Origin of the sequence: Cronobacter muytjensii ATCC 51329 (assembly GCF_001277195.1) — a bacterium.
Classification (GTDB): domain Bacteria; phylum Pseudomonadota; class Gammaproteobacteria; order Enterobacterales; family Enterobacteriaceae; genus Cronobacter; species Cronobacter muytjensii.
The window spans coordinates 3,073,506-3,097,099 of sequence record NZ_CP012268.1; the positions used below are offsets into that span (position 1 = coordinate 3,073,506).

Below are 23,594 nucleotides of genomic sequence, written 5' to 3' on the forward strand. Positions count from 1 at the left end.
CTTTTAGTCTGGACCGGGATGCGCAGAACGCAAAAAAATGCACCTTTTAATCTGTAAGTTAATTATGAAACTGAAACCGCTTCGTTTGGGAACAGGTTAATAGCGACAGATACCTTTATTTTATAATCAGACTTGTAGGAACAGCGTTGTGGAATTATATTTCAGAAGCATATTCATATAATCTTCCTGCCTGGTGAGGTTTTGCTGAAATGAACAACTAATGTGCTATGAACACTTACTGGTTTGCCGGAAGTAAATGCACATTTTCGTTCATATCATTTTGTCTGCTTGCCGCTAATGTTAATAGCAGCAGATAGCAAAAATTTCTGTGCTTTACTGTCTGGCATTGTTTTAACTTGCTCAGGACAGATAATGATGCCGACTCATTGTTCCCTCAATAATATTTATTTTCACAATCAGGCCGCGTGGGATCGCATGGCGCGTGAAAATGGTGACTGGTCGCGCCCCGTGACAACGGAAACCATTCAGGCCGCCCGACAGGGCCAGTGGCGGGTACAACTTATACCTGCTGAACTCCCGGCGGGATGGCTTGACGACGTGCACGGTCTACGTGTTTTGTGCCTGGCCGCCGCGGGTGGGCAGCAGGCTCCTGTGCTGGCAGCGGCTGGCGCGGAAGTGGTTGTCCTTGATGCTTCGAAGGAGCAACTGGCCTTAGATGAAAGGGTTGCGAAACGCGACAACCTGACCTTAAAAACAGTACTGGGCGATATGCAGGATTTGTCCGCCTTTGAGGATGAGTCATTCGACCTGATTTTTCATCCCATCTCTAATCTGTATATACCGAACATACGTAAAGTTTGGGCCGAATGTTTCCGTGTCCTGCGCAAAGGCGGGAAGTTACTCAGCAGCTTTTATAATCCGGTAGTCTTTGTTTTTGACCGCTCGCCTGATTTGGCCCAACGTGGTTTGATGAAGCCCGCGTTCATTTTACCTTATGCTGATATAACGGATTTGAGTACAGCAGAAATTGAAAAGAAGCTAGCCACGAACGAGGCCTTTGTTTTTGGCCATACGTTAGCGGAACAAATTAGCGGCCAGCTGGAAGCTGGTTTGATATTGACGGGTTTCGATGAGGCTTTCCAGCCTGCGCCACGTTTTCTTATTGATAAATATATGCCAACGTTTATAGCAACATGCTCAGTTAAACCGGTGTAAAAATGACAGAGCTCCGCACGAACGGCGGGGCTAATAATATAATAGCGGATGAAGCTTTAATTCGTTCTGTCTCGCTGACTAAAAAGGATGGCACCGGCCATCCTTTTTTCGCATAAACGCAACCCAATCAGGCGCGCAAGCCGCCTGCCAGCAGCGTGAAGGCGTCGATCATCTTTGGCAGCGCCTGCTGTGGATCGGGGTTTGCCGCCACCCACAGCGCGGCATTGAGCGCCGCGCCGTTCAGCAGCCGCGCGGCGGCGTCGGCATCCACCGGTTTGATTATCCCGCGCGCCATCATACGGATAACCGTCTGGCGTGTGGCGTCAAGACAGCTGTTCTGGCTCGGCCACTGCGCCGGATCGCCGAGAAACGCCGGGCCATCCAGCAGCACGATGCGCCGCACTTCTTCATCCAGCGCCATCCGGATATACGCCACGCCTTCGGCGAGCAGCGTTTCCCAGTCGTCGCCGGCGTTTGCGGCAGCCGCCTTCGCGCGCTGCGCCATTTCGCCATCCACCTGCGCCACCACGGCGGCGAGCAGCCCTTTTTTGTCGCCGAAATTATGATACAGCGCGCCGCGCGTCAGGCCGACGCTTGCAGTCAGCTCATCCATTGAGGCGGCGGCAAAGCCTTTTTCGGCAAACGCCTTACGCGCCGCCGCGATGAGCTTCGCGCGGTTTTCTTCCATCGTTTCGATGCGGCGTCTCGCAGCCATAACTCCTCCATTTCACATACGCTACGTATTTCAATTGACATACGCGGCGTATGTATGATTATTATTCACATACGCCACGTATATTAAATCAATAACCGGCGCGTTGCATCCGCCTTGCGCCTGACCGATAAGAGGACCCGCTATGATTGCCCGTGAACCCGTTTTTCCCGCTAACCGGCATGCGCTCTATGAAGAACACGGCTACTCCGCCGCCATTCGTTCCGGCGACCTGCTGTTTGTCTCAGGCCAGGTCGGCAGCCGCGCCGACGGCACGCCAGAGCCGGATTTCGACGCCCAGGTGCGCCTCGCCTTTGAAAACCTGCGCGCGACGCTCGCCGCCGCGGGCTGTACGTTTGACGATCTGGTGGATGTCACCACGTTTCACACCGATCCGCAAAACCAGTTCCCAACCATTATGGCGGTGAAACAGGCTATTTTCCCGCAGCCGCCATACCCGAACTGGACCGCCATCGGCGTCACCTGGCTTGCCGGTTTTGATTTTGAAATCAAAGTGATTGCCCGCATCCCGGACGCGCCGCGGGCATAAAAAAAGGATGGCCTGAGCCATCCTTTTTCAGCAGCAACGCGTTACAGGCCGCGGCGCGCCATGAACAGCGCCAGATCCACCAGCCGGTTTGAAAAGCCCCACTCGTTATCATACCAGGCGAGGATTTTGACCATGTTGCCGCCAATCACCAGCGTTGAAAGGCCATCGATAATGGACGAGCGCGGATCGCCGCGGTAGTCGCTGGAGACCAGCGGTTCATCGCTGTAGCCGAGAATGCCTTTCAGCGGCCCGCCCTGCGAGGCGTTCAGGAACGCGGCGTTGACCTCTTCTACGGTCACGTCGCGCTCAAGCGTCACGGTTAAATCGACAATCGACACCACCGGTACCGGCACGCGCAGCGAGTAGCCGGTCATGCGGCCGTCGAGCTCCGGGATCACTTTGCCAATCGCCTTCGCCGCGCCGCTGGAGTAAGGCACGATGGAGAGCGCCGCCGCGCGGGCGCCGCGCAGGTCTTTCTCGGGCTGATCGTGCAGCGCCTGGCTGTTAGTGTAAGCGTGCGTGGTGTTCATCAGCCCGTGGCGGATGCCGAACTGCTGATGCAGCACCTGGGCGGCAGGCGCGAGGCCGTTGGTGGTGCAGCTGCCGTTGCTGACCACGCGGTGTTGCGCCGGATCGTACTGCTCATGGTTAACGCCCATCACGATGGTCAGGTCGTCGTTTTTGGCCGGTGCCGAGATGATGACACGCTTCGCGCCGCCTTTGGTGATGTGCGCGTCGGCCTGGGCTTTATCGGTGAAGAAACCGGTAGCTTCGATGACTATCTCCACGCCGACGCTGCTCCACGGAATATTACCGGGGTCGCGCTCAGAGAAGACGCGAACGGCGCGCCCGTCAACCTTAAGCTCGCCCTCGCCCGCCTCTACAGTCGCAGGCAGCGTGCCGAGCAGGGAGTCATGTTTGAGCAGATGCGCCAGGGTTTTGCTGTCAGTGAGATCGTTAATCGCCACCACCTGAAACGCCTCATTGCCCAGCGCGGCGCGTAATACGTTGCGGCCGATGCGGCCAAAACCGTTAATGCCTACCTTAACCATGATAAAGCTCCTCTGTTAACGTTCTGTAGAGAGTGTGTAACAGAGGGCAAATGGCGTAAACGACGATATTAGATCACTTTACGCCAGCATGCGGGCGCAGAAGCGTTCGCGGTATTCCGATGGCGTGAGATGCAGGTTACGCTCAAAGACGCGCCGCAGGTTAATGCCGTTGCCAAAGCCACACAGGGTGGCGACCTGCTCAACGCTTTCGCTCCCCTGCTCCAGCCGCTGGCGGGCGGCGTCAAGGCGCGCCTCTTCGACATAGCGCGCGGGCGACACGCCGGTTTCACGGGTAAAGACGCGGGTGAAATTGCGCGGGCTCATCGCCACGTGCTCCGCCAGCCGCTCGACGCTGAGGTCCTGCGCCAGATTCTCGAGGATCCAGCCCTGGAGATCGCGGATCGGGCCGGGCGTTTTCGCCTGCGTCAGCAGGTAGCGGCTGAACTGCGACTGCCCGCCGGGGCGGCGCAGGTACATCACCAGCTCCTGCGCGACATTGCGCGCCAGCTCAAACCCGCCGTCTTCTTCCAGCAGCGCGAGCGTCAGATCAAAGCCCGACGTGACGCCGGCGGATGTCCAGATATCGCCATCCTGCACATAGATAGGCCCGCGCTCTACGGTCACCGCCGGAAAACGCGCGGCGAGCGTATCGAGCATCCGCCAGTGGGTCGTGGCCCGCCGCCCGTCCAGCAGACCGGCCTGCGCCAGCAGCAGCGCCCCGCCGCACACCGAGACCACGCGCCGGGCATACGGGGCCGCCTGCGCGAGCCACTGCGCCACCTGATCGCCCTCCTCTTCCGTGAGGCCGCGGCCAGTCACCATGATCGTGTCGAACGGCGTTTGCGGCGCGAGATCGCACAGGCGATGCTCTGCCAGCAGTTTAAAGCCGGAGGCGCCGTGGATGACGTGGTGCGGCTGCGTGGTAGCGAGCGTTACCTGGTAATGCGGCTCAGGGGAAGACGCAGGCCGCAGCTGATTGGCGCGGGTAAAGATATCCGCGATGCCGGTCGCTTCCAGCAGCATGCCCCCTTCCGGGGCAATGATCAGAATCGTTTTCATGTCCTGAAAAATACGCTTTATACAAATTAAGTCAACACGGTTACTTTACTGCGTGGCGCTTTTCGAGCATGGGATGGCGTGATGTCTCCGCTATCAGGCAGGGATAGCCCGCTATGGAATCAGGAGAATCGCAAGTAAGTCAGCGAAGTGGGAATGGAGTAGGCGCAAACCGGGGCGCGGTGATGCCGTGAGGCCGCGTTATTTCAGAGTGAGTGCCCGCTGCCAGCGCAGCGGGGCAAGCCTTACTTGCGCGATTGCCAGTCGCGCTCGCAGTGTTCTTTCGCTTCGGCCAGTAAGTCGCGCAGTTCCGGCGCGCCGTCGCTGTAGCCGTAATCCATCGTGCTGCTGGCGGCCTGCTGCTCCTGCTGCGCGGCAAAACGGAGCTGATCCTGCTGCGGCTGCCATTCGCCGCTGTCGTCGCGCACAAACCGCGTGGCGTACTGCGGCTGTTTGTCGTCCTCGCCGTAAATTTCATATTTACACTCAGGCGCGTTTTCCGGCCCAAATTCCAGGGTATCAATCAGATGCGACTCTGCCATCGTGCCTCCTTCAACAGGTGAAAAATAAAGGGTAGTACAGGGAAGCGGAATGCGCCGGGTACGAAAAAAATAAGCGAGGCGCGGAACAAAGAGGCAAATCCATGGAATAAGCATACCGGAGAGATTATTTTTCGGACTGAGCATCATGGCAATTTTTATTAATCAACCCACTAACAGCACCCCTTTATTGTTTTTACTAAAAGCTAATAACTCTCGGTACTTACACAGAACCCGCTTAAAAATCACGTAATATCGCCGCGTCAGCTTCAGGTTTAATCACGCCCCAGAACAATATCTTACGCATACTCAGACAGAGGAATATCACCCTGGCGCTGTTTGGGAAATTCACAATTAACAATGCTGATTTTTCACCGCTATTAATCTATGGCGTCGGCACTTTTATGGCTTTTTCAGGAGATTCAACATACCGCAACCGCGGTGGATGCGTTGCATTACCCGACAAAGGCCCATTCCCCCCAGGACGATATCTGATTGTAGACAGACCACAGGGAGGCGCAGGTTCAAGAATAAGAACCCAGGTGATAGATGCATGGAACAGCGTAGCGGGCGTTCCTTCTGATCATACTCAATGGTTCGCATTATATCGCGCTGATGGTCTGCTGGATGACTATACCTGGATAAACGAGGTAAAAGCGGTAACTTTCGTCTTCATCCTGTTGGGGGCCAGGGTTTATCATTGGGATGTATTACGCTACAGCACTCTTCTGATTTTGCATTAATACGTGACGCGTTACTGGTAACGAATAAAGTCGTCATGGGTAAAGGGATCCTGACATATGGAGAAATTGAAGTGGTGGCTTATGAAAGTCTCTGCCCTGCTCGCTAATGTAGTGCTGTTTGGTGTGCTTTATATGATAACTATCCCGACCATTCATTTCTGGCGACCACTCACGCGTCAGGAAACGGACAGTCTGGTAGCGACCGCCGAATGGATAGGTTTTCTTAATGCGCAGGAACTGTGGTGGTTGCTAATGGCGTTAGCGGATTTCATAGTCGCCCTGCTGCTGTTTATTGTTGTGAAAACATTATGGCGACGGCTGAAACACCGCAACGTTTGATGCTCCTCAATACATGCATTTACGCTATGCTGGTCACCGCTTCGCACCTGGTTCAGAAAGGAATTGCCGGTGAAAAAATCTGCCTTTTCATTATTCCTGTCATTAATGCCGCCATTTTTCTTTTGAATTACCTGAACCATGATAACGTGGCTATTAAGAGCATCCATCATGGCGAATTCACTGCACAAATTCTGGTTAACGATTTACCGCTATCCTCATCAGCAAAAATCGGCTGGTGGATAAAAAATGGCAAAACGCTTGCGGAAAAATACCCTCTGAATGGCAAAGATATCTATATTTATGTTTGGGGCGATGGGGATCAGGAAGAAGGAAAAGCCGACAGGCTATGCTTCGCGGATATCGCTCCGCCTCGTAACTGTATTGATAAAAATATTCTGATGTCTGTCAGTCAAACCCGAAGCGGCAATACAGAAGACCGCATAGATGACGATATTTACTTACAAAGGCAGACGGAAAAGTACAGCAAACTCGCTAAAGGCAAACGTCGCGTAAAGGCGTTGAGAGAATCCCAACGCCGTTTCCCAAACCGCACCCACGTTTAAGCGCGCTCCCCTTACCCATGCCACAATAGGTTAACCATTTTTTTACTTCGGAGCGCCGATGCACGCCCCCTGTTCTGCTTTTCCGCCCGTGTTTGACGGCCATAACGATCTGCTGCTGCGCCTGTGGCTGCGCGCTGAAAGCGAGCCTGTCGGCGCGGTGTTTACCGGCCTTGAAGGCGGTCATCTGGATTATCCACGGATGCGTCAGGGCGGTTTTGCCGGCGGGCTGTTCGCGGTGTTCGTGCCGCCAGCGGAGTATGTCGCGCAGATGCGCAACCTGCCGCTGGCGGATGCCGAAACGATGCACGATCCCCTTGCGATAACCCAGGCGCAGATAGTGCTATTTCATCAGATGGCGCAGGCGTCCGGTGGAAAAATGCGCGTCTGCCTTACGGTTGCGGATATCGAGCAGTGCATCACGGACGGCGTGGTGGCGCTGGTGCTGCATATCGAAGGCGCGCAGGCGATTAACGCGCAGCTGGAGCCGCTGGAAGCCCTGATCGCCCAGGGCGTGCGCAGTATCGGGCCGTTCTGGAATCTGCCGAACGCGTTCGGCGAGGGGGTCAGCGGGCCGTTCCCAGGCTCGCCAGATACCGGCGCCGGATTAACGTCCGCAGGTAAAGCGCTTATCCGCGCCTGTCGCGCGCATCACGTGCTGGTGGATGTCTCGCATATGAACCAGAAGGCGTTTTTCGACACCGCCGCTATTGGCGGCGGGCCACTGGTGGCGACGCACTCTAACGCCCACGCGCGCTGCGCGCAGCCGCGCAACCTGACGGACGAGCAACTCGCGGTCATCAAAGAGAGCGACGGTCTGGTAGGCGTAAACTTCGGCACCGCCTTTCTGCGCGCCGACGGCCAGCGCAACGGCGATACGCCATTGTCTGAAATTGTTACGCACGTTGAGTATCTGGTTACTAAACTGGGTGAAGACCGGGTGGCGTTCGGATCGGATTTCGACGGCATCAGCCTGCCGGATGCGATGGGCGACGTCACCGGTTTACCGCGTCTCATGGAGGCGCTGGCAGTGGCGGGGTTCGACGCGCCGCTGCTTGAAAAGCTCGCCTGGCGCAACTGGTTGCGTGTTCTCAGGCTCGCCTGGGGAGAATCGCAATAAATGGTTAAGCATTTAAGTTGCGATCTCGATCACATTTACGCAACATAAGCGCGCCGGTAATCGGTTTCACCAGGGTGATAAAAAATCACCCGCTATATGAGGAGTAAGACTATGACCACGTGGACTAAACCTGCGTTTGTTGACCTGCGCCTGGGTCTGGAAGTGACGCTGTACATTTCCAACCGTTAATCGCCTGTGCCCGCGGCATCGCGGGCACCTTTTCTCTTTTCCCTTTCCGGTTTGACACATGCAGATCAAAGTTCTCGGCTCGGCGGCCGGCGGCGGTTTCCCACAATGGAACTGCAACTGCGCCAACTGCCAGGGCGTGCGTAACGGCACAATGAAGACGTCCGCCCGTACCCAGTCCTCCATCGCCGTCAGTGACGACGGGAAAAACTGGGTGTTGTGTAACGTCTCGCCCGATATTTGTCACCAGCTTCTCGCCTCACCCGAATTGCATAATCCCGAGGTGCTGCGCGGCACCGCTATCGGCGCGATTATTCTCACCGACAGCCAGATCGATCACAGCGCGGGATTACTCAATTTACGTGAAGGTTGCCCGCATCACGTCTGGTGTACGCCAGAAGTGCATGAGGATCTCTGTACCGGCTTTCCGGTCTTCCCGATGCTCTCTCACTGGAACGGCGGGCTGATTCATCACGCTATCGCGCCGCTGGCGCGCTTTCAGACGCGAGTCTGTCCGGGCGTGCATTTCACCGCCATTCCGCTGCTGAGCAACGCGCCGCCCTATTCGCCTTACCGCGACCGCCCGCTGCCGGGCCATAACGTCGCGCTGTTTATCGAAGAAGAAGGCGGCAAAAATCTGCTCTATGCGCCGGGCCTCGGCGAGCCGGACGACGCGATTATGCCGTGGCTTGAGCGCGCCGATGTGTTGCTGATTGACGGCACGCTGTGGCGCGACAATGAGCTTGCCGCCGCAGGCGTCGGCCATAACACCGGCAAAGCGATGGGCCACCTGGCGCTCTCAGAAGAACAGGGGCTCGCGGCGCTGCTGGCGCGCCTGCCCGCAGAGCGCAAAATTCTCATTCATATCAACAATACCAACCCGATCCTTAACGAGGAGTCCCCGGAGCGCCAGTCCCTGCACCAGCTGGGCATTGAGGTGAGCCACGACGGGATGGTTATCGCGCTATAAGAGGCTTTATGACCGAGCAACGACTGCTGACGCCCGACGAGTTCGAAGCGGCGCTGCGCGCAAAAGGCGCGTTCTATCATATTCACCACCCTTATCACATCGCCATGCATAACGGCGAGGCGACCCGCGAGCAGATCCAGGGCTGGGTGGCGAACCGGTTTTATTACCAGACCAGTATTCCCATCAAGGACGCCGCCATTATGGCGAACTGTCCGCACCCGGAAGTCCGCCGCCAGTGGGTGCAGCGCATTCTCGACCACGACGGCTATGACGGCAGCGAAGGCGGTATCGAAGCCTGGCTGCGTCTCGGCGAGGCGGTCGGGCTGTCGCGTGAGTCGCTGCTCTCGCAAGAGAGCGTGCTGCCCGGCGTGCGCTTCGCGGTGGATGCCTATGTGAACTTCGCCCGCCGCGCCTGCTGGGAAGAAGCCGCGTGCAGTTCGCTCACTGAGCTGTTCGCCCCGCAGATCCACCAGGCGCGGCTCGACAGCTGGCCGCAGCACTACACCTGGATTGAAGCGGAAGGCTATGACTATTTCCGCAGCCGCTTAAGCCAGGCGCGCCGCGACGTGGAGCACGGGCTGTCGCTGGCGCTGGAGTACTGCAATACGCTGGAGCGCCAGCAGCGGATGCTGGAGATTTTACAGTTCAAGCTCGACATCCTCTGGAGCATGCTTGACGCCATGACGATGGCCTATGCGCTGGACAGAGCCCCTTATCACACCGTCACCCGCGAGCCGGTGTGGCACAAACGGAGACTGGTCTGATGCAGCCTGAACGCCATCATATACCGCAATTTCGCCGCGGTTACCGCCTGCAATGGGAAGAGGCGCAGAACACACATGTGATCCTCTACCCGGAAGGCATGGCGAAACTCAACGAGAGCGCGGCGGCCATTCTGCAACTGGTTGACGGCCAGCAGACGGCGGGCGCGATCATTGACACGCTGGAAGCGCGCTTCCCGGAAGCCGGTTCCCTGACCGACGACGTGCTGGGCTTTCTCGGCCTCGCGTATCAGCAAAAGTGGGTGATTTTCCGTGAGTGACGCTAAACCGGTGAACCCGCCGCTGTGGCTGCTGGCGGAGCTGACCTATCGCTGCCCGCTGCAATGCCCCTATTGCTCAAACCCGCTCGACTTCGCCGCCCAGGAGAATGAGCTGACCACGGCGCAGTGGATCGACGTGTTTCGCCAGGCGCGCGCGATGGGCGCGGTGCAGCTCGGGTTTTCGGGCGGCGAGCCGCTGGTGCGTAAAGATCTGCCGGAGCTTATCGCCGCCGCGCGAGGCATGGGCTTTTACACCAACCTGATTACCTCCGGCATTGGGCTTACCGAGAAAAAGCTCCAGACCTTCGCCGACGCCGGGCTGGATCATATTCAGATTAGCTTCCAGGCGAGCGACGAGACGCTGAACGCGGCGCTGGCGGGCAACGAGAAAGCGTTTCACCAGAAGCTCGCGATGGCGAAAGCGGTGAAAGCGCTCGGCTACCCGATGGTGCTGAACTTTGTGCTGCATCGTCATAACATCGATCAGATTGACCGTATCATCGAGCTTTCCATCCAGCTTGACGCGGACGATGTGGAGCTTGCCACCTGCCAGTTCTACGGCTGGGCGCATCTCAACCGCGAAGGGCTGCTGCCAACCCGCGAGCAGATCGCCCGCGCCGAGGCGGTGGTGAAACAGTACCGCGAGAAGATGGCCGACACCGGCAACCTCGCCAACCTGCTGTTTGTGACGCCGGATTATTACGAAGAGCGCCCGAAAGGCTGCATGGGCGGCTGGGGCGCGATTTTCCTCTCGGTGACGCCGGAAGGCACCGCGCTGCCGTGCCATAGCGCGCGCCAGCTGCCGGTCAAATTCCCGTCGGTGCTGGAGCAGTCGCTCTCACACATCTGGTATGAATCGTTCGGGTTTAACCGCTACCGCGGCAATGACTGGATGCCGGAGCCGTGCCGCTCCTGCCCGGAGAAAGAGCAGGATTTCGGCGGCTGCCGTTGCCAGGCGTTTATGCTGACCGGCGATGCGGCCAACGCCGACCCGGTGTGCAGCAAATCGCCGCACCACGGCACCATTCTCGCCGCGCGCGAGGCCGCGAACCGCACGCAGATGGGCATCGGCGATCTGCGGTTTCGCAACCGCGCTAACTCGCAACTCATCTTTAAAACGCCGCAATGACGCGCACGCTTCGGCTTGAGAGCGGCGTGACGCTCACGCTTATCCACCAGCCGCACGCCGCGCAGGCGGCGGCCCTGTGGCGCGTGAACGCCGGTAGCCTGCACGAGCCGGACGCGTGGCCGGGGCTCGCGCACCTGCTGGAGCATATGCTGTTTCGCGAAAGCGAGGGCTACCCGGACGACGAGCGGCTGATGCGCTGGGTGCCGGGCCAGGGCGGGCGGCTTAACGCCTCCACCCGGTTGTGCCAGACCGCGTTTTTCTTTGAAGTGCCTGCGCAGGCGCTTAAGCCTGGGCTTTCGCGCCTGACCGATATGCTGGTCGCCCCGCGCTTTACGCCAGAGCCGCTGATGCAGGAGACGCAGGTGATTGACGCCGAGTATCGGCTGCTGACGCAGGACGCCGCGACCCGGCGTGAGGCGGCGATACTGGCAACAATGGCGGGCGATGCGCGGCTGACGCGGTTGCGCATCGGCCATCAGGCGGCGTTTGGTGACGACGCCGCGCGACTACGCGCGGCGCTGACTGCGTTTCATCAGCAGCACTATCACGCCGCGAACCTGCACCTCTGGCTCTGCGGTCCGCAGCCGCTTAATGAACTCGACGCGCTGGCCCGCGAGGCCGCCGCCCGCATCACGCCGGGCGTGGCGCAGCCGCTTACCGTTAAGGCGCATTCAGGCCAGGAGTGCGCGCTGGCGCAGCCGGGGATTACGCAACTGGCGTTGAGTTTTTTGCTGCCCGTCGCCGTGCGCCCTGCCCTGCGCCTGCTTGCGCACACGCTTCGCAGTGAAGCGCCCGGCGGCCTGATGGCCGCCCTGCGCGAACAGACGCTCGCCGACGACGCCGCGCTTGAGGCCGACGCGCTGGATGACGCCACGCTCTGGCTGCGCGTGACCTTCACGCTCGCTGGCGAGGCGGTGGATCCGGCCTGCGTGGACGCGCTGTTCCACCGCTGGCTGGCGGCCCTCGCCGCGCTGCCGGAAGGGGCGCTGACGCCCCTGCTGCGCCTCGCCTGCGAGGATTTCAACGCGTTATCGCCCATGGACGCCCTGCGCGCGCATGCGTTTGGTCAGCCGCCGGTGGAAGCCCGCGCATGGCGCCCGCTGCTGGCCGCGCTCATGGCGCAGCGCCCGACGCGGCTGTGGCTCGCCCCGGAAGTCAACGGCGCGCCGGTCGCGACGCAGGGGCTGACGCTCACGCTCGGCGATTTTCCGGCGACGCCGGACAGGACACCGCCGGATATTCCCTTTTCCCCCGCGCCGGTCTTTCCGCCCGCGCTTGCCGTGGCGCTGCCAGGCGACTGCGCGCCGCTCGTGTGGCAACCCGGCGCTGAACGCATCGCCCTGACGCTTGCGCCCGCGCCGGGCACCGTCGTCAGCGAGCGTCGCGGCATGGAGCTGCTCTCACGCCTGCGCCCGCTGTGCGACCGGGCGCGCCTTGAGGGCGGCGCGCTGCATGTGGGGCCTGTGAACGGAGACTGGCGCATCACGCTGTCCGGCGACGAAGCGCTGATCATGGTGCTACTCACGGAGATGATGACGTACCTGTGGGAGCCGGATGATCGCTACCGCGCCGAAGCGGAAAGACTGGCTCAGCGGGCGCAGGCAGAGGAAAACCAGGCTATCGCAGTGCGCCGCCTGCTGGCGCAGCTTCCCCGCGAGCTGCTGATGACCACGCGCGTACCGGGCGCGCAGGCGTGGCAGGCTACGCTTGACGGCGGCGGCCCGCTGCTGCGCGACGCGCTCGCGCGCCGCTTAAGCGACTTCCCCTTCCCGCTCGTCACCCCACAGCCGCCGCGCCCGCTGCCCGCCCCGCGCCGTTTTACCCTGCCCGCAAACGGCACCGACAGCGCGTTGCTGTTATTCATCCCGCTGGCGCCTGCGCAGCGCAAAGCCGCCGCCGCGCTCCAGGCGCCGTTCTTCCAGCATATGCGGGTGGAGCGAAACATCGGTTACGTGGCGCAGTGCCAGTGGCACGCCTGCGCGGGCTATGAAGGGTTACTGGCGCTGTTACAGTCACCGCACCTTGCGCCCGATGCGCTGTTGTATGAGACCGCCGCGTTTTTTGAACGCCAGGATGAGGCGTGGCGCGATGTGATGTCGCAGGCCTGGGTGGGAAGTGTGGCGGGAGAAGGTGCGAAGCGATAGATCGCCGCCGTCGCCAGCGATGCGCATGCGGCATGCAATAACGTCTATATCGCGTTTGGCAAAAAACAGGATCACATCGTGATTGATTGCATGGTCAAAGAAGGGAATGCCTGGAAAGTGCAGTCGGTGGCGAATGTGGCGTTTTCGCGTAATCTCCCCCGCCAGGAGCCATGATAAACCGCCTCCGCAGAGGCGGTTTCCCGCCTTATTTTTTAAGATCCACCTGATAAAAAATGTGTTTGCCGAACGGATCGACTTCATAACCGGTGACGTTTTTGCGTACCGGCTCGAAGATCGTCGAGTGAGCGATCATGACGGCGGGCATTTGATCGTGCATGATCTGCTGCGCCTCAAGATAGAGCGCTTCACGCGTCGGACGATCGCTGGTGGCTTTCGCCTCGCTGATGAGCTTATCGAACGGCGCATAGCACCACTTCGCGGAGTTCGAGCCGCCGTTGGCGGACTGGCAGGTAAAGAGCGGGCCGAAGAAGTTATCCGGATCGCCGGTCGCGGTCGTCCAGCCCATCAGCGCCGCCTGGTGTTCGCCGCCTTTCACGCGTTTTAAATATTCGCCCCACTCATAGGTGACGATATGCGCCTTCACGCCGATTTTTGCCCAGTCCGCCTGGATCATCTCCGCCATGCGTTTGGCGTTCGGGTTATAGGGCCGCTGCACGGGCATCGCCCAGAGATCGATAGTAAAGCCCTCCGGCATGCCCGCGTCTTTCAGCAGCGCTTTGGCCTGCTCCGGCGCGTAGTCATAGTCTTTTAAATCTTTATCTGCGCTCCAGACGCCCGGCGGCAACAGGTTTTTCGCGGCGGTGCCGGTGCCCTGGAACACCGCGTCGATAATCGCAGGCTTGTTGATGGCCATCGCCAGCGCCTGGCGCACTTTGACGTTATCCAGCGGCGGTTTTTGGGTGTTGAACGCGAGGAAGCCCGTGTTCAGCCCCGATTTGCTCATCAGCGTGAGATCCGGGTTTTCCTTCATGCGCGGCAGATCCGCCGGGTTGGGGAACGGCATCACCTGGCACTCGTTTTTCTCAAGCTTGGCGTAGCGCACCGAGGCGTCCGGGGTGATGCTGAACACCAGCCGGTCGAGCTTCGCTTTGCCCTGCCAGTACTGGTCAAACGCCGTAAACAGGATGCGCGAATCTTTCTGATATTGCGCGAGCTTAAACGGCCCGGTGCCGATGGGGTTCATATCCACGCGCTCCGGCGTGCCGGCTTTGAGCATCGCGTCGGCATATTCCGCCGACAGGATAGATGCGAAATACCAGCCGAGATCGGCCACGAACGGCGCTTCCGGGTGGGCGAGCATAAAGCGCACCGTGTGGTCATCCACTTTATCGATAGCCGTGATGAGCTTGCCGAACTCCAGGCTTTCAAAGTTGGAGTAGTTACCGTTCGAGACGTTGTGGTACGGGTGTTTCGGGTCCTTCTGGCGCATAAACGAGAAGATGACGTCGTCGGCGTTGAAATCGCGTGTTGGTTTGAAATATTTGTTGCTCTGGAATTTCACGCCCTTACGCAGATGGAAGGTGTACGTTTTGCCGTCGTCGCTCACCTCCCACCGCTCCGCGAGGCTCGGCACGAGTTCGGTGGTGCCGGTTTTAAAATCCACCAGACGGTTATAAACCGGCACGGCGCTGGCATCGACGCTGGTGCCGGAGGTATACAACTGCGGGTTGAAGTTCTCCGGCGAGCCCTCAGAGCAATAGACCAGCGTACTCGCGCCTGCCGCGGCGCTGGTGGTGAGGGCGGCGAGCGCCAGCGCATGGATCGTGTGCTTGCTAATCATCGTAATTCCTTTATGTTTTTTATTTCGTGCCAAAGGATTCTGATTCTTCGTCACTTCATCAATAACATTAAAACCACAACGCAAACACCTGATAACACAAATAAAGAAGGATCCACCATGCCATCACCGCTCGGCAGTCAATTAACCCGCCGCTTTTTTCGCTACCTGGCAATCACCAGCCAGAGTGATGCATCCGCCACCACCCTGCCCAGCACGCCGGGCCAGCATGAGATGGCCCGCGCCCTGGCCGATGAGCTGCAAACGCTGGGCCTGGAGCAGATTATTATTGATGAACACGCGACCGTCACCGCCGTGAAAAAGGGCACAGTGCCGGGCGCGCCGCGCATCGGTTTTATCACCCATACCGACACCGTGGACGTCGGACTGTCGCCGGAGATTCATCCACAAATCCTCACGTTTACCGGTGAAGATCTCTGCCTGAACGCGAAAGAAGATATCTGGCTGCGGGTGAACGAGCGCCCGGAAATTAAAGCCTACCCGAACGAAGAGATTATTTTCAGCGACGGCACCAGCGTGCTCGGCGCGGACAACAAAGCGGCGGTGACGGTGGTGATGACGCTGCTGGAGAACCTGACGCCGGAGATGCGCCACGGCGATATTGTGGTGGCGTTTGTGCCGGATGAAGAGATTGGCCTGCGCGGCGCGAAGGCGCTGGATCTCGCGCGCTTTGACGTGGATTTCGCCTATACCATCGACTGCTGCGAGCTGGGCGAAGTGGTGTATGAGAACTTCAACGCGGCGCAGGCGGAGATCCGCTTTACCGGCGTGACGGCGCACCCGATGGCCTCAAAAGGCGTGCTGGTGAACCCGCTGCTGATGGCGACCGATTTTATCAGCCGCTTCGACCGCCAGGAGACGCCGGAGCACACCGCCGGGCGCGAAGGCTATGTGTGGTTTAACGGCATGCAGGCGAGCCAGAACAGCGCGACGCTGAACGCCAGCATCCGTGATTTCGACCTCAGTGCCTTTGAGCGCCGCAAACAGCAGCTGCATGACGTGGCGCAGAACATCGCCGCCGCGCACCCGACCGCGAAAGTGGACATCACCATCAGCGACGTTTACAGCAATATCAGCAACGCGATTGGCGATGACCGCCGCCCGATTGACCTGATTTACCAGGCGCTGGAGGCGCTCGATATTAAACCGAAAACCATTCCGATGCGCGGCGGCACCGACGGCGCGGCGCTCTCCGCGAAAGGCCTGTTAACGCCGAACTTCTTTACCGGCGCGCATAACTTCCATTCGCGCTTTGAGTTTCTGCCGGTGAAATCGTTTGAGGCGTCTTATAACGTGGCGCTGAAGATCTGTTTGCTGGCGGTGGAGTGAAGATATTAAAGGCCGGGAGACCGGCTTTTTTATTAGGGTAGCGACTTAATATAAATGCCGGTTGCTTAATAAACAGATGAAAAACATAGTTTCCTGTTAGGTGTTCATATTACATGAGTCACTAATAATAGTGTCATCATGAAGAAAGTATTTAAACCAATTACTTAATCGGCGTGAAGAGCCAATCCATAAGCCAGGCAATAATGCAATAACCATTTGTGCTGACAAATATAATTCGCAATGCGCTTGATGTCGATCATCAATATCCTGTAGTAGCATTTTCTTTGATAATCGCCTGTGCGAAATAAAGACGAAAACGTACAGAGGGATATTGGAAATGGCGATACCTGTATACTTATGGCTTGAAGATGATAATGGTACATATGTTAAAGGGTCTGTTGATATTGCTGGCCGTGAAGGTTCAATTGAAGTGCTGGAACATATGCATTCTGTCGAACTTCCTGTTGATCCTCGTACGGGTAAAATAACAGGTAAACGACTGCATAGCGGCTATGCCTTTATGAAAGAGATTGATAGTTCAACGCCTTATCTCTACAGCTCACTCTCTACAGGAAGAATGTTGAAAAAAGCCACATTTAGATTTTACAGGATTAATGATAATGGAATGGAGGAAGAGTATTTCAGAGTAACTCTGGAAAATGCTCGCGTGCTCGAAGTGGAGCCTTTGTTACTGGACGTGAAAAATGATAAATGGGCAAAACACAACCATCTTGAATATATAGATATGGGATATGAAAAAATAACCTGGAATTACCTGGATGGCAATATCATTCACACTGACACATGGAAAGAAAGGAGCGCTATATGACATGGGAATATGATGTCGCCACACACACGTTTACCAGAGATGGCGAGAGTTATACTGCAGATTATGCCGGAGCGAGTGGTTACAAGGACGATACGTCGCAGGAATGCGTTAAAAATAGCGGGCCTCTTCCGCGCGGTACTTATACCATTGGGGCCCCGCATCATTCCCCTCACACCGGGAAATATACATTAGACCTTACCCCCTCTTCCCTGAACGACATGTGTGGGCGCTCAGCGTTCAGGATCCACGGAGCCAGTAAAGCTCATCCGCTGGATTCCTCGGAAGGATGCATTGTTGCTCCGCTGAGCGTCAGAAAAAGCATATGGGAAAGCGGTGATACCGAGTTAAAAGTAAAATGAAAAAGAAAATACTCCTGTTTGGATTGTTCGCATCTTTCCCCGCTTTCGCACTGCGTATGGAGGCGTTCATACAGAAGCATTATGAAGACGACGCCAGCGCAGTTGAGGTTAAGCGTGATTTAACACCTTCCGTTTCGATCGGGCGAAACGCCATCGAAATGGAAGCGGATACCCTTCAAAAGATACAAAAGTTAACGACAGCACCGGTTATACAAGGCAATCAGTACCAGTGGCTTTGTGTCAAAACCCATGGTGGTATGAGCTATGGTTTTATTTCTGATAACGAAATGGGAAATGGCACTATCACGGCCATTGCCCTGCTTGAAAATGGCGAAGGATGCAAAACATTTGATGACCCTTTAAGCGTTACGGTAAAAGGCGTTCCCTTGCCTGAAGCAACATCAACGGAACGCGCCAGCGCGTTTGGCCAGGTAGCGGATTTTTATTATAAAGAGACCCCGGTTAAAGGCGGACTCGTGCAGTCGAATGACATTCGTTACTACTCTGATGAGGGTGGCGTTATTCTGAACCAAATCACGGTAAATTGATTCTGATATCGCGCGTAAAATGGCGGTATTCAGGGTTCAGGGTCACGACGAAAAGTAAGGGATTTACTGCAATGAAAAAAATCGTTTTTATCATTTCTGTGCTGCTGGTTAGCCACGCTTCGCTGGCGACTGAGACAGCAAACGTAATAAGAAACGACAAAGTGAAAGCCTGCGAAGATCAATATGGCGACGAGAACAGCGAATGCTTAGCTGAAATTGATGATAAATCCACCAGGGCGCTCAATAAGGCTTATGCGGACAAGCTTAATGAGATGGTGAACTTTGATTACACTAAATGGTGGATGGGCGATGAAGACCGTAAAAAACGGATGATTGAATTATTCAAAAGAAGCCAGGCCGAATGGCTCAAATATCGTGATGACTATTGCGGCGTTGCAGTGACAGAAGCAGCGAGCACGCACTACCTTGGGAATGCCGCCACGGCGTGTAACATCAACATGAACAGACAGCGTATTAAAGAAATACAGATGCTTCACATAACGAGCCTGGAATAGAAGGTGTTTAATCCCTTTCTGATTATTGCATTGTACTGGCGCGCCAGATAAACAAAGGCCGGGAACCCCCGGCCTTTTGTCAGTTCAGCGACATGACGTGCTGCCCGGCCCAGTCTTCATAGCCATCCTCAGTACGCACAAAACAGGGCGCTCTCACAAATTCCACCAGATGATTCACGAGATCAAACAGCAGCCCTGTGAGCATTTCCGCCATTTCCGGCGGGTGCGCGCGGCTTATTAACGTCATGTTCAGTGCTTTACAGTAGCGGCTCAGCATCTGCGCGTCGCTGCCGATGCAGAACGGCACCTCTGAAGGGAGCGTGTCGGCCGTCAGTGAGGCAAACAGATGCGCCGGCACCGGTCTGTCGAGCGCGGCGGCGAGGAATTCCAGCATCAGCGCCAGCCTCCCGGCCAGCGCCAGAAACAGCGTCGCGTCCTTGCATTCAATCAGCTCGCTGACCGTCTCTTCACACAGCGTGGCGAGCGTGAAGAAATCCATTTCCGCCGTGATCGGCCCTTCGCACAGCGTATGCAGGCTCAACATTCTGGAATGCGCCGACGGCGGCATCGGGGTGGCGGGAGTGTTCAGATTGAGATTATGGCCCTCATTTTCAGGGCGTGCGGGTGTGTTACTATTGACGTTAGCCATAGCGTTACTCCGTATAACGTTTGTGGTCAGACGCTCCGGTTGTCTTGCAGCACACCGGAGCGTTGTTTCGATAGGTCAACCATGTTAGGGTACGTACCTATTGCAGTTATATTCCTCCTATAGGTACACACATGTCAACTGTACAACGTGACAAACAACCCAAAGGAAACGGCAAAGCCCCCGCTTTTCAGATTAGGATTACCCCTGAACTCAAAGCGCAGTTTGAGGAAGCTGCAAAGGCGCAGGGAATGAGCCTTGGAAACTGGTTTAAAAACCTGGGGCGGGAAGAATTGAAGAGGTTAGGCTTTAAACCAAATGGATAATATTTCTAATCTAAAAGCTATGAATATAAATAAATTGCTACATGATATATTATATTTTTTAAAACTAACGCCTATGTTCCTACTTCAACAGAATATTTAAGAAATCAGTAGAGTCCAGCATAGTTACTTAACTTGAATATTTTGATTAAGGAAAGATTTAAGTCATGCTTCTTAGTTAAATGCACATAAAGGACCATAGCGAGAACTATTTATTTAAATTAACTTGTTCCGTAAATATAAAGATGATATGTTCAATTCAATATAAAAACCTTCTTCCTAACATGGATAACTATAATGAACATTACGCCTCAAATAGATTATACACATGTACTATCAGAACTCTCTGTGAACAGACAAGATCCTTGCGAAGTATTGAGAGAACTCATATCTAACTCATATGATGCCAAAGCTAGTAAAATATGGTTTTATCCTTTGGAAGAATATAATGGGCTTATCTTTATTGATAATGGAGTAGGTTTATCAACATCAAGAGATGGCGGCAAAGAGATATCAAATTATGAAGCATTTTTTTCAATCGGAAAAACCACGAAGTTAAAAGGTGAAAGTATAGGGTATAAATGCCAAGGGTCAAAGTTATGCTTTGCTTCTTCTGAAATATCAGTTATATCTAAATTTGGTACAGAGCCCGATTGGATTTACAAAAGGATAGATAACCCCAGGACTAATTTAAATATTTACACCGACATAACTCCTCATAAAGGCAATAACGTTGCCGAGATATTATCTGAAATTATTCCTAAACAAGATGTAAGAACTAAAAAAGTAGTGGACAATATTATATTAAATATTTCACCTAATGATTTCTCTTCAGGAACAATAATAATAATAAAAGATTTAAATGTTGAACAGTTTTCAAAATTCTATACTGTAAACAGTAATAATGGTTTCAACATTGAAAACTCATATGTATATAACTACATTCGATTTTGCACAAAACATGGCGATGTGAAAATCGTTAATGAAAACCATGGTTTTTCACCTATCGAAAAAAGGCAGCTTGATGAAGCATCTAAAGATATAAAAAATGTTGAGCTTTTTCTTTGGGACGGAGATGAATGCTCTTTAATTGAACAAGGGTATCCATATTTAGATATTGACATTGATGGAGAATTACCTTTATTAGCATCTAAACTATCTCGTTTACGCTCTGCACGATTTTATGCTCGAAAGGCTAAAGTAATCCGCTATCAAGGCCAGAAATATAGTCTGATATTTGCAATAGATGGAAATAGACGAGCATTAGAGAAATATTCAAATCTTGATCGCCAGGGCTCATCAAAATCAGGTTTAAAATTAACAGATCAAAGAGGTACCTTTATATCATCGCAAGGTATAAAAACTTGTAATTATAGTCAAATCTGGAATGAGCCTTTACTCGCAACGGATTATCAATGCTTGGCCGATAATGATTCACAGTCACACTACTTATTCTTAATTGATGGCCCTTTTGATTTGGTTACTAATAGAAACTCAATTAGTAACGATGCTTATAAAGTACTTAAGGATTCAGCTTTCATACATCAAATCAAAGAATTCATTGACTCCGCGAAGGTAGAACTTGAAGTTTTCAGGGACTTCATTGATGTGCTAAATAAAAAGAAAGATGCAGAAAACATTTCAGAGCAAATAAAAGCACTTACTGAAACTCAGCAAGGATTAAAAAATCGAGAACGTTTTATGATAAATGACGTTCCCCAACTAGAAAAAAAATGGTTTATTGCTCCAGATTCTAGTGACGAACATTGGGTTGGAACGCTCTATACAACGCTTACTCATTTTGTTCCAGAAGACTCTCCATACAGAGATTTATGGTTAAGACCATTAACATTCTCTGCCAGAGGGATTGATAGTGTAGGAACATTTTACCAAGATTCAAGTTTTGATAAAGATAAACTTAAGGCTATTGAATATAAGAATAGATTTAGTCATCTTGAAATCTTAAATCATCCACTAAACATTATACATTATATAATTTGTTGGACCTATGAAGACATAGATTTATCTTCCCATCAAAATATTGAAGACGATTTTAGTATGTTTGGAAAAATTACTGAATGTGAGAATGATGTTTATAAGAAGTGTTCATATAAGATAATAAATGTTGAAAAAAAATCAGGCGATATTTTCGACAACCAGATTTATGTAGTCTCTCTCAGAGAGCTTATGCTTGCTACTTTCAATTGCCGCATATCGAATCCAGCGCGATAACATCTTCAACATGAGTTAAAAACAGGCGGGCGTGTTATGTTATAAAACACGCCTCACTATTTTTATATTTATTTAAAATTTCATTTAAAAGATAGCCAATCAATAGCCTTCATAGAGCAAAGGAATTATAGATGATTTAATACAAAGGCGATTAATGAATGTTGTACTGTTATTTATCTTTTATAAAAAACAAATTACATATTGAAATGCATGACACTCTGAATAGTCTAGAAGTGGTGCCGATAATAGGAGTCGAACCTACGACCTTCGCATTACGAATGCGCTGCTCTACCAACTGAGCTATATCGGCCCTGAGGAAGGGTGTGCGTGAGCACGGGGTAAAAGGTTATGTAAAAGCGGGTGATACGTCAATGCCCTTGCGATTCAAGCGGCGATTTTTGCATCACCCGGCCCTCAGTTAAGCACGAATCGTATCGTCGCCGTAGCCGATCCACTTGTAAGTGGTCAGCGCTTCGAGGCCCATCGGGCCGCGGGCGTGAAGCTTCTGCGTGCTGACGGCCACTTCGGCGCCAAGACCAAACTGCCCGCCGTCGGTAAAGCGCGTCGAGGCGTTCACGTACACCGCAGACGAATCCACTTCATTCACGAAACGATCGGCATGGCGCAGCGTGCGGGTGAGAATAGCGTCCGAATGCTGGGTGCCGTGCTCGCGAATATGCGCGATGGCCTCGTCGATGCTCGCCACCAGCTTCACGTTAAGATCGAGCGACAGCCATTCGTCGTCGAACGCTTCCGCCTTCACCGCCACAGCGGTCGCCGGGCCACCGGAAAGCAGCGCCAGCGCGCGCTCGTCGGCGTGCAGCGTCACGCCGCGCTCATGCATCGCGCGGCTCAGTTCCGGCAGGAAACGTTCTGCAATGGCCTCATGCACGAGCAGCGTCTCCACCGTGTTACAGGTGCTCGGGCGCTGGGTCTTGGCATTGGTGATGATCTTGAGCGCAGGCGCGAACTCGGCGCTTTCATCAACGAAAATATGACATACGCCGATGCCGCCGGTAATGACCGGAATGGTCGACTGCTCGCGGCAGAGCTTGTGCAGCCCTGCCCCGCCGCGCGGGATCAGCATGTCGATGTATTTGTCCATGCGCAGCATCTCGTTCACAAGCGCGCGGTCCGGGCTTTCGATAGCCTGCACGGCGGCGACGGGCAGCCCGCATTCCTCAAGCGCTCTCTGGATAACTTTTACGGTCGCGGCGTTAGTGCGCCAGGTTTCTTTGCCGCCTCTGAGAATGGCCGCGTTGCCGGTTTTCAGGCACAGCGAGGCGACGTCTACCGTCACGTTCGGGCGCGCTTCATAAATCACACCCACTACGCCGAGCGGCACGCGACGACGCTCAATACGCAGGCCGCTTTCCAGCAGGCCGCCGTCGATGACCTGCCCTACCGGATCGGCCAGATGACAGACCTGGCGCACGTCGTTCGCAATGGCGTGTAAACGCGGCGGGTTGAGCGCCAGGCGATCTAACAGCGCGTCGCTCAGCCCGTTGCGGCGCGCTTCCAGTAAATCCTGCTCGTTGGCGAGCAAAATCTCTTCGGCGTTCGCTTCTAAATAGTCGGCGATTTTCTCCAGCACGCGGTTTTTCTCACGTGAGGAGAGCAGCGCCATCTGATATGAGGCGGCTTTGGCCGCCTGGCCCATCTGCTCCAGCATGGCA

At 54.7% G+C, this 23,594-nt stretch carries 25 protein-coding genes, 1 tRNA gene and 2 pseudogenes; 20 read left to right on the plus strand and 8 right to left on the minus strand.

Annotated features, from left to right (window positions below; genetic code table 11):
* The first annotated feature begins 372 nt into the window (after positions 1 to 372).
* Positions 373 to 1,176: a class I SAM-dependent methyltransferase gene (locus tag AFK63_RS14175; protein ID WP_236613116.1), complete on the plus strand. Its 804-nt coding sequence runs from the start codon at positions 373 to 375 to the stop codon at positions 1,174 to 1,176.
* A gap of 127 nt (positions 1,177 to 1,303) precedes the next feature.
* On the opposite strand, the gene AFK63_RS14180 is transcribed toward AFK63_RS14175, so the two are convergent.
* Positions 1,304 to 1,891: a TetR/AcrR family transcriptional regulator gene (locus AFK63_RS14180; protein ID WP_038864531.1), complete on the minus strand. Its 588-nt coding sequence runs from the start codon at positions 1,889 to 1,891 to the stop codon at positions 1,304 to 1,306.
* A gap of 142 nt (positions 1,892 to 2,033) precedes the next feature.
* On the opposite strand from AFK63_RS14180, the gene AFK63_RS14185 reads away from it, so the two are divergent.
* Positions 2,034 to 2,438 carry a RidA family protein gene (locus AFK63_RS14185; protein WP_038864534.1) on the plus strand — a complete coding sequence of 135 codons (405 nt, stop codon included), beginning with the start codon at positions 2,034 to 2,036 and terminating at the stop codon, positions 2,436 to 2,438.
* A gap of 41 nt (positions 2,439 to 2,479) precedes the next feature.
* Here the strand turns inward: AFK63_RS14185 and gap are convergent, their stop codons facing one another.
* The 3 genes from gap to AFK63_RS14200 all read right to left on the minus strand — a co-directional run bounded on the left by gap (position 2,480) and on the right by AFK63_RS14200 (position 5,088).
* Entirely contained in the window at positions 2,480 to 3,490 is a 1,011-nt protein-coding gene (gap, locus tag AFK63_RS14190; protein WP_038864537.1) for a type I glyceraldehyde-3-phosphate dehydrogenase, read from the minus strand.
* A 78-nt stretch (positions 3,491 to 3,568) separates the two neighbouring features.
* Positions 3,569 to 4,549, minus strand: coding sequence for a GlxA family transcriptional regulator (locus AFK63_RS14195; protein WP_038864539.1), 981 nt, complete (start codon positions 4,547 to 4,549; stop codon positions 3,569 to 3,571).
* A 242-nt stretch (positions 4,550 to 4,791) separates the two neighbouring features.
* Positions 4,792 to 5,088, minus strand: a complete 297-nt coding sequence (locus AFK63_RS14200) for a hypothetical protein (RefSeq protein ID WP_038864542.1) — start codon at positions 5,086 to 5,088, stop codon at positions 4,792 to 4,794.
* Positions 5,089 to 5,414: 326 nt separating this feature from the next.
* On the opposite strand from AFK63_RS14200, the pseudogene AFK63_RS20655 reads away from it, so the two are divergent.
* The 11 genes and pseudogenes from AFK63_RS20655 to AFK63_RS21855 all read left to right on the plus strand — a co-directional run.
* Positions 5,415 to 5,935 (plus strand): annotated as a pseudogene (locus AFK63_RS20655) (DUF2778 domain-containing protein).
* Positions 5,886 to 6,167, plus strand: coding sequence for a hypothetical protein (locus tag AFK63_RS14205; protein WP_236613117.1), 282 nt, complete (start codon positions 5,886 to 5,888; stop codon positions 6,165 to 6,167). Before AFK63_RS20655 ends, AFK63_RS14205 begins: the two are co-directional and overlap by 50 nt.
* Positions 6,137 to 6,730 carry a DUF943 family protein gene (locus AFK63_RS14210; protein ID WP_236613118.1) on the plus strand — a complete coding sequence of 198 codons (594 nt, stop codon included), beginning with the start codon at positions 6,137 to 6,139 and terminating at the stop codon, positions 6,728 to 6,730. The genes AFK63_RS14205 and AFK63_RS14210 overlap by 31 nt, the downstream gene beginning before the upstream one ends.
* 58 nt (positions 6,731 to 6,788) lie before the next feature.
* A complete protein-coding gene (locus tag AFK63_RS14215) occupies positions 6,789 to 7,847 on the plus strand; it encodes a dipeptidase (protein ID WP_038864544.1) in 1,059 nt (352 codons plus the stop codon).
* A gap of 111 nt (positions 7,848 to 7,958) precedes the next feature.
* Complete coding sequence (gene pqqA, locus AFK63_RS20660; protein WP_071601127.1) at positions 7,959 to 8,036, plus strand: pyrroloquinoline quinone precursor peptide PqqA; 78 nt, start codon at positions 7,959 to 7,961, stop codon at positions 8,034 to 8,036.
* Positions 8,037 to 8,094: 58 nt separating this feature from the next.
* Positions 8,095 to 9,003: a pyrroloquinoline quinone biosynthesis protein PqqB gene (gene pqqB / locus AFK63_RS14220; protein ID WP_038864546.1), complete on the plus strand. Its 909-nt coding sequence runs from the start codon at positions 8,095 to 8,097 to the stop codon at positions 9,001 to 9,003.
* Between the two features lie 8 nt (positions 9,004 to 9,011).
* On the plus strand, positions 9,012 to 9,767 hold the full coding sequence (gene pqqC, locus AFK63_RS14225) for a pyrroloquinoline-quinone synthase PqqC (RefSeq protein ID WP_038864548.1): 756 nt from the start codon (positions 9,012 to 9,014) through the stop codon (positions 9,765 to 9,767).
* Positions 9,767 to 10,045 (plus strand): pyrroloquinoline quinone biosynthesis peptide chaperone PqqD, encoded by a 279-nt coding sequence (gene pqqD / locus AFK63_RS14230; RefSeq protein ID WP_038864550.1) that lies wholly within the window; start codon positions 9,767 to 9,769, stop codon positions 10,043 to 10,045. The genes pqqC and pqqD overlap by 1 nt, the downstream gene beginning before the upstream one ends.
* The gene (pqqE, locus tag AFK63_RS14235; RefSeq protein WP_038864554.1) at positions 10,038 to 11,174 is read left to right on the plus strand and encodes a pyrroloquinoline quinone biosynthesis protein PqqE; all 1,137 of its coding nucleotides are present in this window, start codon (positions 10,038 to 10,040) and stop codon (positions 11,172 to 11,174) included. Before pqqD ends, pqqE begins: the two co-directional genes overlap by 8 nt.
* The gene (gene pqqF / locus AFK63_RS14240; RefSeq protein WP_053531580.1) at positions 11,171 to 13,318 is read left to right on the plus strand and encodes a pyrroloquinoline quinone biosynthesis protein PqqF; all 2,148 of its coding nucleotides are present in this window, start codon (positions 11,171 to 11,173) and stop codon (positions 13,316 to 13,318) included. Before pqqE ends, pqqF begins: the two co-directional genes overlap by 4 nt.
* Positions 13,319 to 13,492: pseudogene (locus AFK63_RS21855) on the plus strand (DUF3828 domain-containing protein); the annotation flags it as partial.
* Between the two features lie 31 nt (positions 13,493 to 13,523).
* Here AFK63_RS21855 and AFK63_RS14245 read toward each other — a convergent pair.
* On the minus strand, positions 13,524 to 15,119 hold the full coding sequence (locus AFK63_RS14245; RefSeq protein WP_038864579.1) for an ABC transporter substrate-binding protein: 1,596 nt from the start codon (positions 15,117 to 15,119) through the stop codon (positions 13,524 to 13,526).
* 117 nt (positions 15,120 to 15,236) lie between these two features.
* Between AFK63_RS14245 and pepT the strand changes: the two genes are divergently transcribed.
* The 5 genes from pepT to AFK63_RS14270 all read left to right on the plus strand — a co-directional run bounded on the left by pepT (position 15,237) and on the right by AFK63_RS14270 (position 18,717).
* Entirely contained in the window at positions 15,237 to 16,466 is a 1,230-nt protein-coding gene (gene pepT, locus AFK63_RS14250) for a peptidase T (RefSeq protein WP_038864581.1), read from the plus strand.
* A 337-nt stretch (positions 16,467 to 16,803) separates the two neighbouring features.
* Positions 16,804 to 17,295, plus strand: coding sequence for a type VI secretion system tube protein TssD (gene tssD, locus AFK63_RS14255; RefSeq protein ID WP_038864584.1), 492 nt, complete (start codon positions 16,804 to 16,806; stop codon positions 17,293 to 17,295).
* Entirely contained in the window at positions 17,292 to 17,654 is a 363-nt protein-coding gene (locus AFK63_RS14260; protein ID WP_038864586.1) for a tlde1 domain-containing protein, read from the plus strand. The genes tssD and AFK63_RS14260 overlap by 4 nt, the downstream gene beginning before the upstream one ends.
* Complete coding sequence (locus tag AFK63_RS14265; protein WP_038864589.1) at positions 17,651 to 18,202, plus strand: hypothetical protein; 552 nt, start codon at positions 17,651 to 17,653, stop codon at positions 18,200 to 18,202. The genes AFK63_RS14260 and AFK63_RS14265 overlap by 4 nt, the downstream gene beginning before the upstream one ends.
* Positions 18,203 to 18,273: 71 nt before the next feature.
* Positions 18,274 to 18,717 carry a lysozyme inhibitor LprI family protein gene (locus AFK63_RS14270; RefSeq protein ID WP_038864591.1) on the plus strand — a complete coding sequence of 148 codons (444 nt, stop codon included), beginning with the start codon at positions 18,274 to 18,276 and terminating at the stop codon, positions 18,715 to 18,717.
* Positions 18,718 to 18,796: 79 nt separating this feature from the next.
* Here the strand turns inward: AFK63_RS14270 and AFK63_RS14275 are convergent, their stop codons facing one another.
* On the minus strand, positions 18,797 to 19,366 hold the full coding sequence (locus tag AFK63_RS14275; protein ID WP_038864594.1) for a hypothetical protein: 570 nt from the start codon (positions 19,364 to 19,366) through the stop codon (positions 18,797 to 18,799).
* A 131-nt stretch (positions 19,367 to 19,497) separates the two neighbouring features.
* Here AFK63_RS14275 and AFK63_RS20665 point away from each other — a divergent pair, with 131 nt between their 5' ends.
* Positions 19,498 to 19,689 carry a toxin-antitoxin system HicB family antitoxin gene (locus AFK63_RS20665; protein WP_071603730.1) on the plus strand — a complete coding sequence of 64 codons (192 nt, stop codon included), beginning with the start codon at positions 19,498 to 19,500 and terminating at the stop codon, positions 19,687 to 19,689.
* Positions 19,690 to 19,983: 294 nt separating this feature from the next.
* Positions 19,984 to 21,918: an ATP-binding protein gene (locus AFK63_RS21285; protein ID WP_144420908.1), complete on the plus strand. Its 1,935-nt coding sequence runs from the start codon at positions 19,984 to 19,986 to the stop codon at positions 21,916 to 21,918.
* Positions 21,919 to 22,152: 234 nt separating this feature from the next.
* On the opposite strand, the gene AFK63_RS14280 is transcribed toward AFK63_RS21285, so the two are convergent.
* A tRNA-Thr gene (locus tag AFK63_RS14280) sits at positions 22,153 to 22,228 on the minus strand.
* Between the two features lie 108 nt (positions 22,229 to 22,336).
* The gene (gene proA / locus AFK63_RS14285; protein WP_038864596.1) at positions 22,337 to 23,590 is read right to left on the minus strand and encodes a glutamate-5-semialdehyde dehydrogenase; all 1,254 of its coding nucleotides are present in this window, start codon (positions 23,588 to 23,590) and stop codon (positions 22,337 to 22,339) included.
* Positions 23,591 to 23,594 lie beyond the last annotated feature (4 nt).

What these genes read in the sequence shown, in the direction of transcription:
- AFK63_RS14175 (WP_236613116.1), top strand. Translation starts at nt 373, where the DNA reads ATGATGCCGACTCATTGTTCCCTCAATAATATTTATTTTCACAATCAG.
- AFK63_RS14180 (WP_038864531.1), bottom strand. Translation starts at nt 1,891, where the DNA reads ATGGCTGCGAGACGCCGCATCGAAACGATGGAAGAAAACCGCGCGAAG.
- AFK63_RS14185 (WP_038864534.1), top strand. Translation starts at nt 2,034, where the DNA reads ATGATTGCCCGTGAACCCGTTTTTCCCGCTAACCGGCATGCGCTCTAT.
- gap (WP_038864537.1), bottom strand. Translation starts at nt 3,490, where the DNA reads ATGGTTAAGGTAGGCATTAACGGTTTTGGCCGCATCGGCCGCAACGTA.
- AFK63_RS14195 (WP_038864539.1), bottom strand. Translation starts at nt 4,549, where the DNA reads ATGAAAACGATTCTGATCATTGCCCCGGAAGGGGGCATGCTGCTGGAA.
- AFK63_RS14200 (WP_038864542.1), bottom strand. Translation starts at nt 5,088, where the DNA reads ATGGCAGAGTCGCATCTGATTGATACCCTGGAATTTGGGCCGGAAAAC.
- AFK63_RS14205 (WP_236613117.1), top strand. Translation starts at nt 5,886, where the DNA reads ATGGAGAAATTGAAGTGGTGGCTTATGAAAGTCTCTGCCCTGCTCGCT.
- AFK63_RS14210 (WP_236613118.1), top strand. Translation starts at nt 6,137, where the DNA reads ATGGCGACGGCTGAAACACCGCAACGTTTGATGCTCCTCAATACATGC.
- AFK63_RS14215 (WP_038864544.1), top strand. Translation starts at nt 6,789, where the DNA reads ATGCACGCCCCCTGTTCTGCTTTTCCGCCCGTGTTTGACGGCCATAAC.
- pqqA (WP_071601127.1), top strand. Translation starts at nt 7,959, where the DNA reads ATGACCACGTGGACTAAACCTGCGTTTGTTGACCTGCGCCTGGGTCTG.
- pqqB (WP_038864546.1), top strand. Translation starts at nt 8,095, where the DNA reads ATGCAGATCAAAGTTCTCGGCTCGGCGGCCGGCGGCGGTTTCCCACAA.
- pqqC (WP_038864548.1), top strand. Translation starts at nt 9,012, where the DNA reads ATGACCGAGCAACGACTGCTGACGCCCGACGAGTTCGAAGCGGCGCTG.
- pqqD (WP_038864550.1), top strand. Translation starts at nt 9,767, where the DNA reads ATGCAGCCTGAACGCCATCATATACCGCAATTTCGCCGCGGTTACCGC.
- pqqF (WP_053531580.1), top strand. Translation starts at nt 11,171, where the DNA reads ATGACGCGCACGCTTCGGCTTGAGAGCGGCGTGACGCTCACGCTTATC.
- AFK63_RS14245 (WP_038864579.1), bottom strand. Translation starts at nt 15,119, where the DNA reads ATGATTAGCAAGCACACGATCCATGCGCTGGCGCTCGCCGCCCTCACC.
- pepT (WP_038864581.1), top strand. Translation starts at nt 15,237, where the DNA reads ATGCCATCACCGCTCGGCAGTCAATTAACCCGCCGCTTTTTTCGCTAC.
- tssD (WP_038864584.1), top strand. Translation starts at nt 16,804, where the DNA reads ATGGCGATACCTGTATACTTATGGCTTGAAGATGATAATGGTACATAT.
- AFK63_RS14260 (WP_038864586.1), top strand. Translation starts at nt 17,292, where the DNA reads ATGACATGGGAATATGATGTCGCCACACACACGTTTACCAGAGATGGC.
- AFK63_RS14265 (WP_038864589.1), top strand. Translation starts at nt 17,651, where the DNA reads ATGAAAAAGAAAATACTCCTGTTTGGATTGTTCGCATCTTTCCCCGCT.
- AFK63_RS14270 (WP_038864591.1), top strand. Translation starts at nt 18,274, where the DNA reads ATGAAAAAAATCGTTTTTATCATTTCTGTGCTGCTGGTTAGCCACGCT.
- AFK63_RS14275 (WP_038864594.1), bottom strand. Translation starts at nt 19,366, where the DNA reads ATGGCTAACGTCAATAGTAACACACCCGCACGCCCTGAAAATGAGGGC.
- AFK63_RS20665 (WP_071603730.1), top strand. Translation starts at nt 19,498, where the DNA reads ATGTCAACTGTACAACGTGACAAACAACCCAAAGGAAACGGCAAAGCC.
- AFK63_RS21285 (WP_144420908.1), top strand. Translation starts at nt 19,984, where the DNA reads ATGAACATTACGCCTCAAATAGATTATACACATGTACTATCAGAACTC.
- proA (WP_038864596.1), bottom strand. Translation starts at nt 23,590, where the DNA reads ATGCTGGAGCAGATGGGCCAGGCGGCCAAAGCCGCCTCATATCAGATG.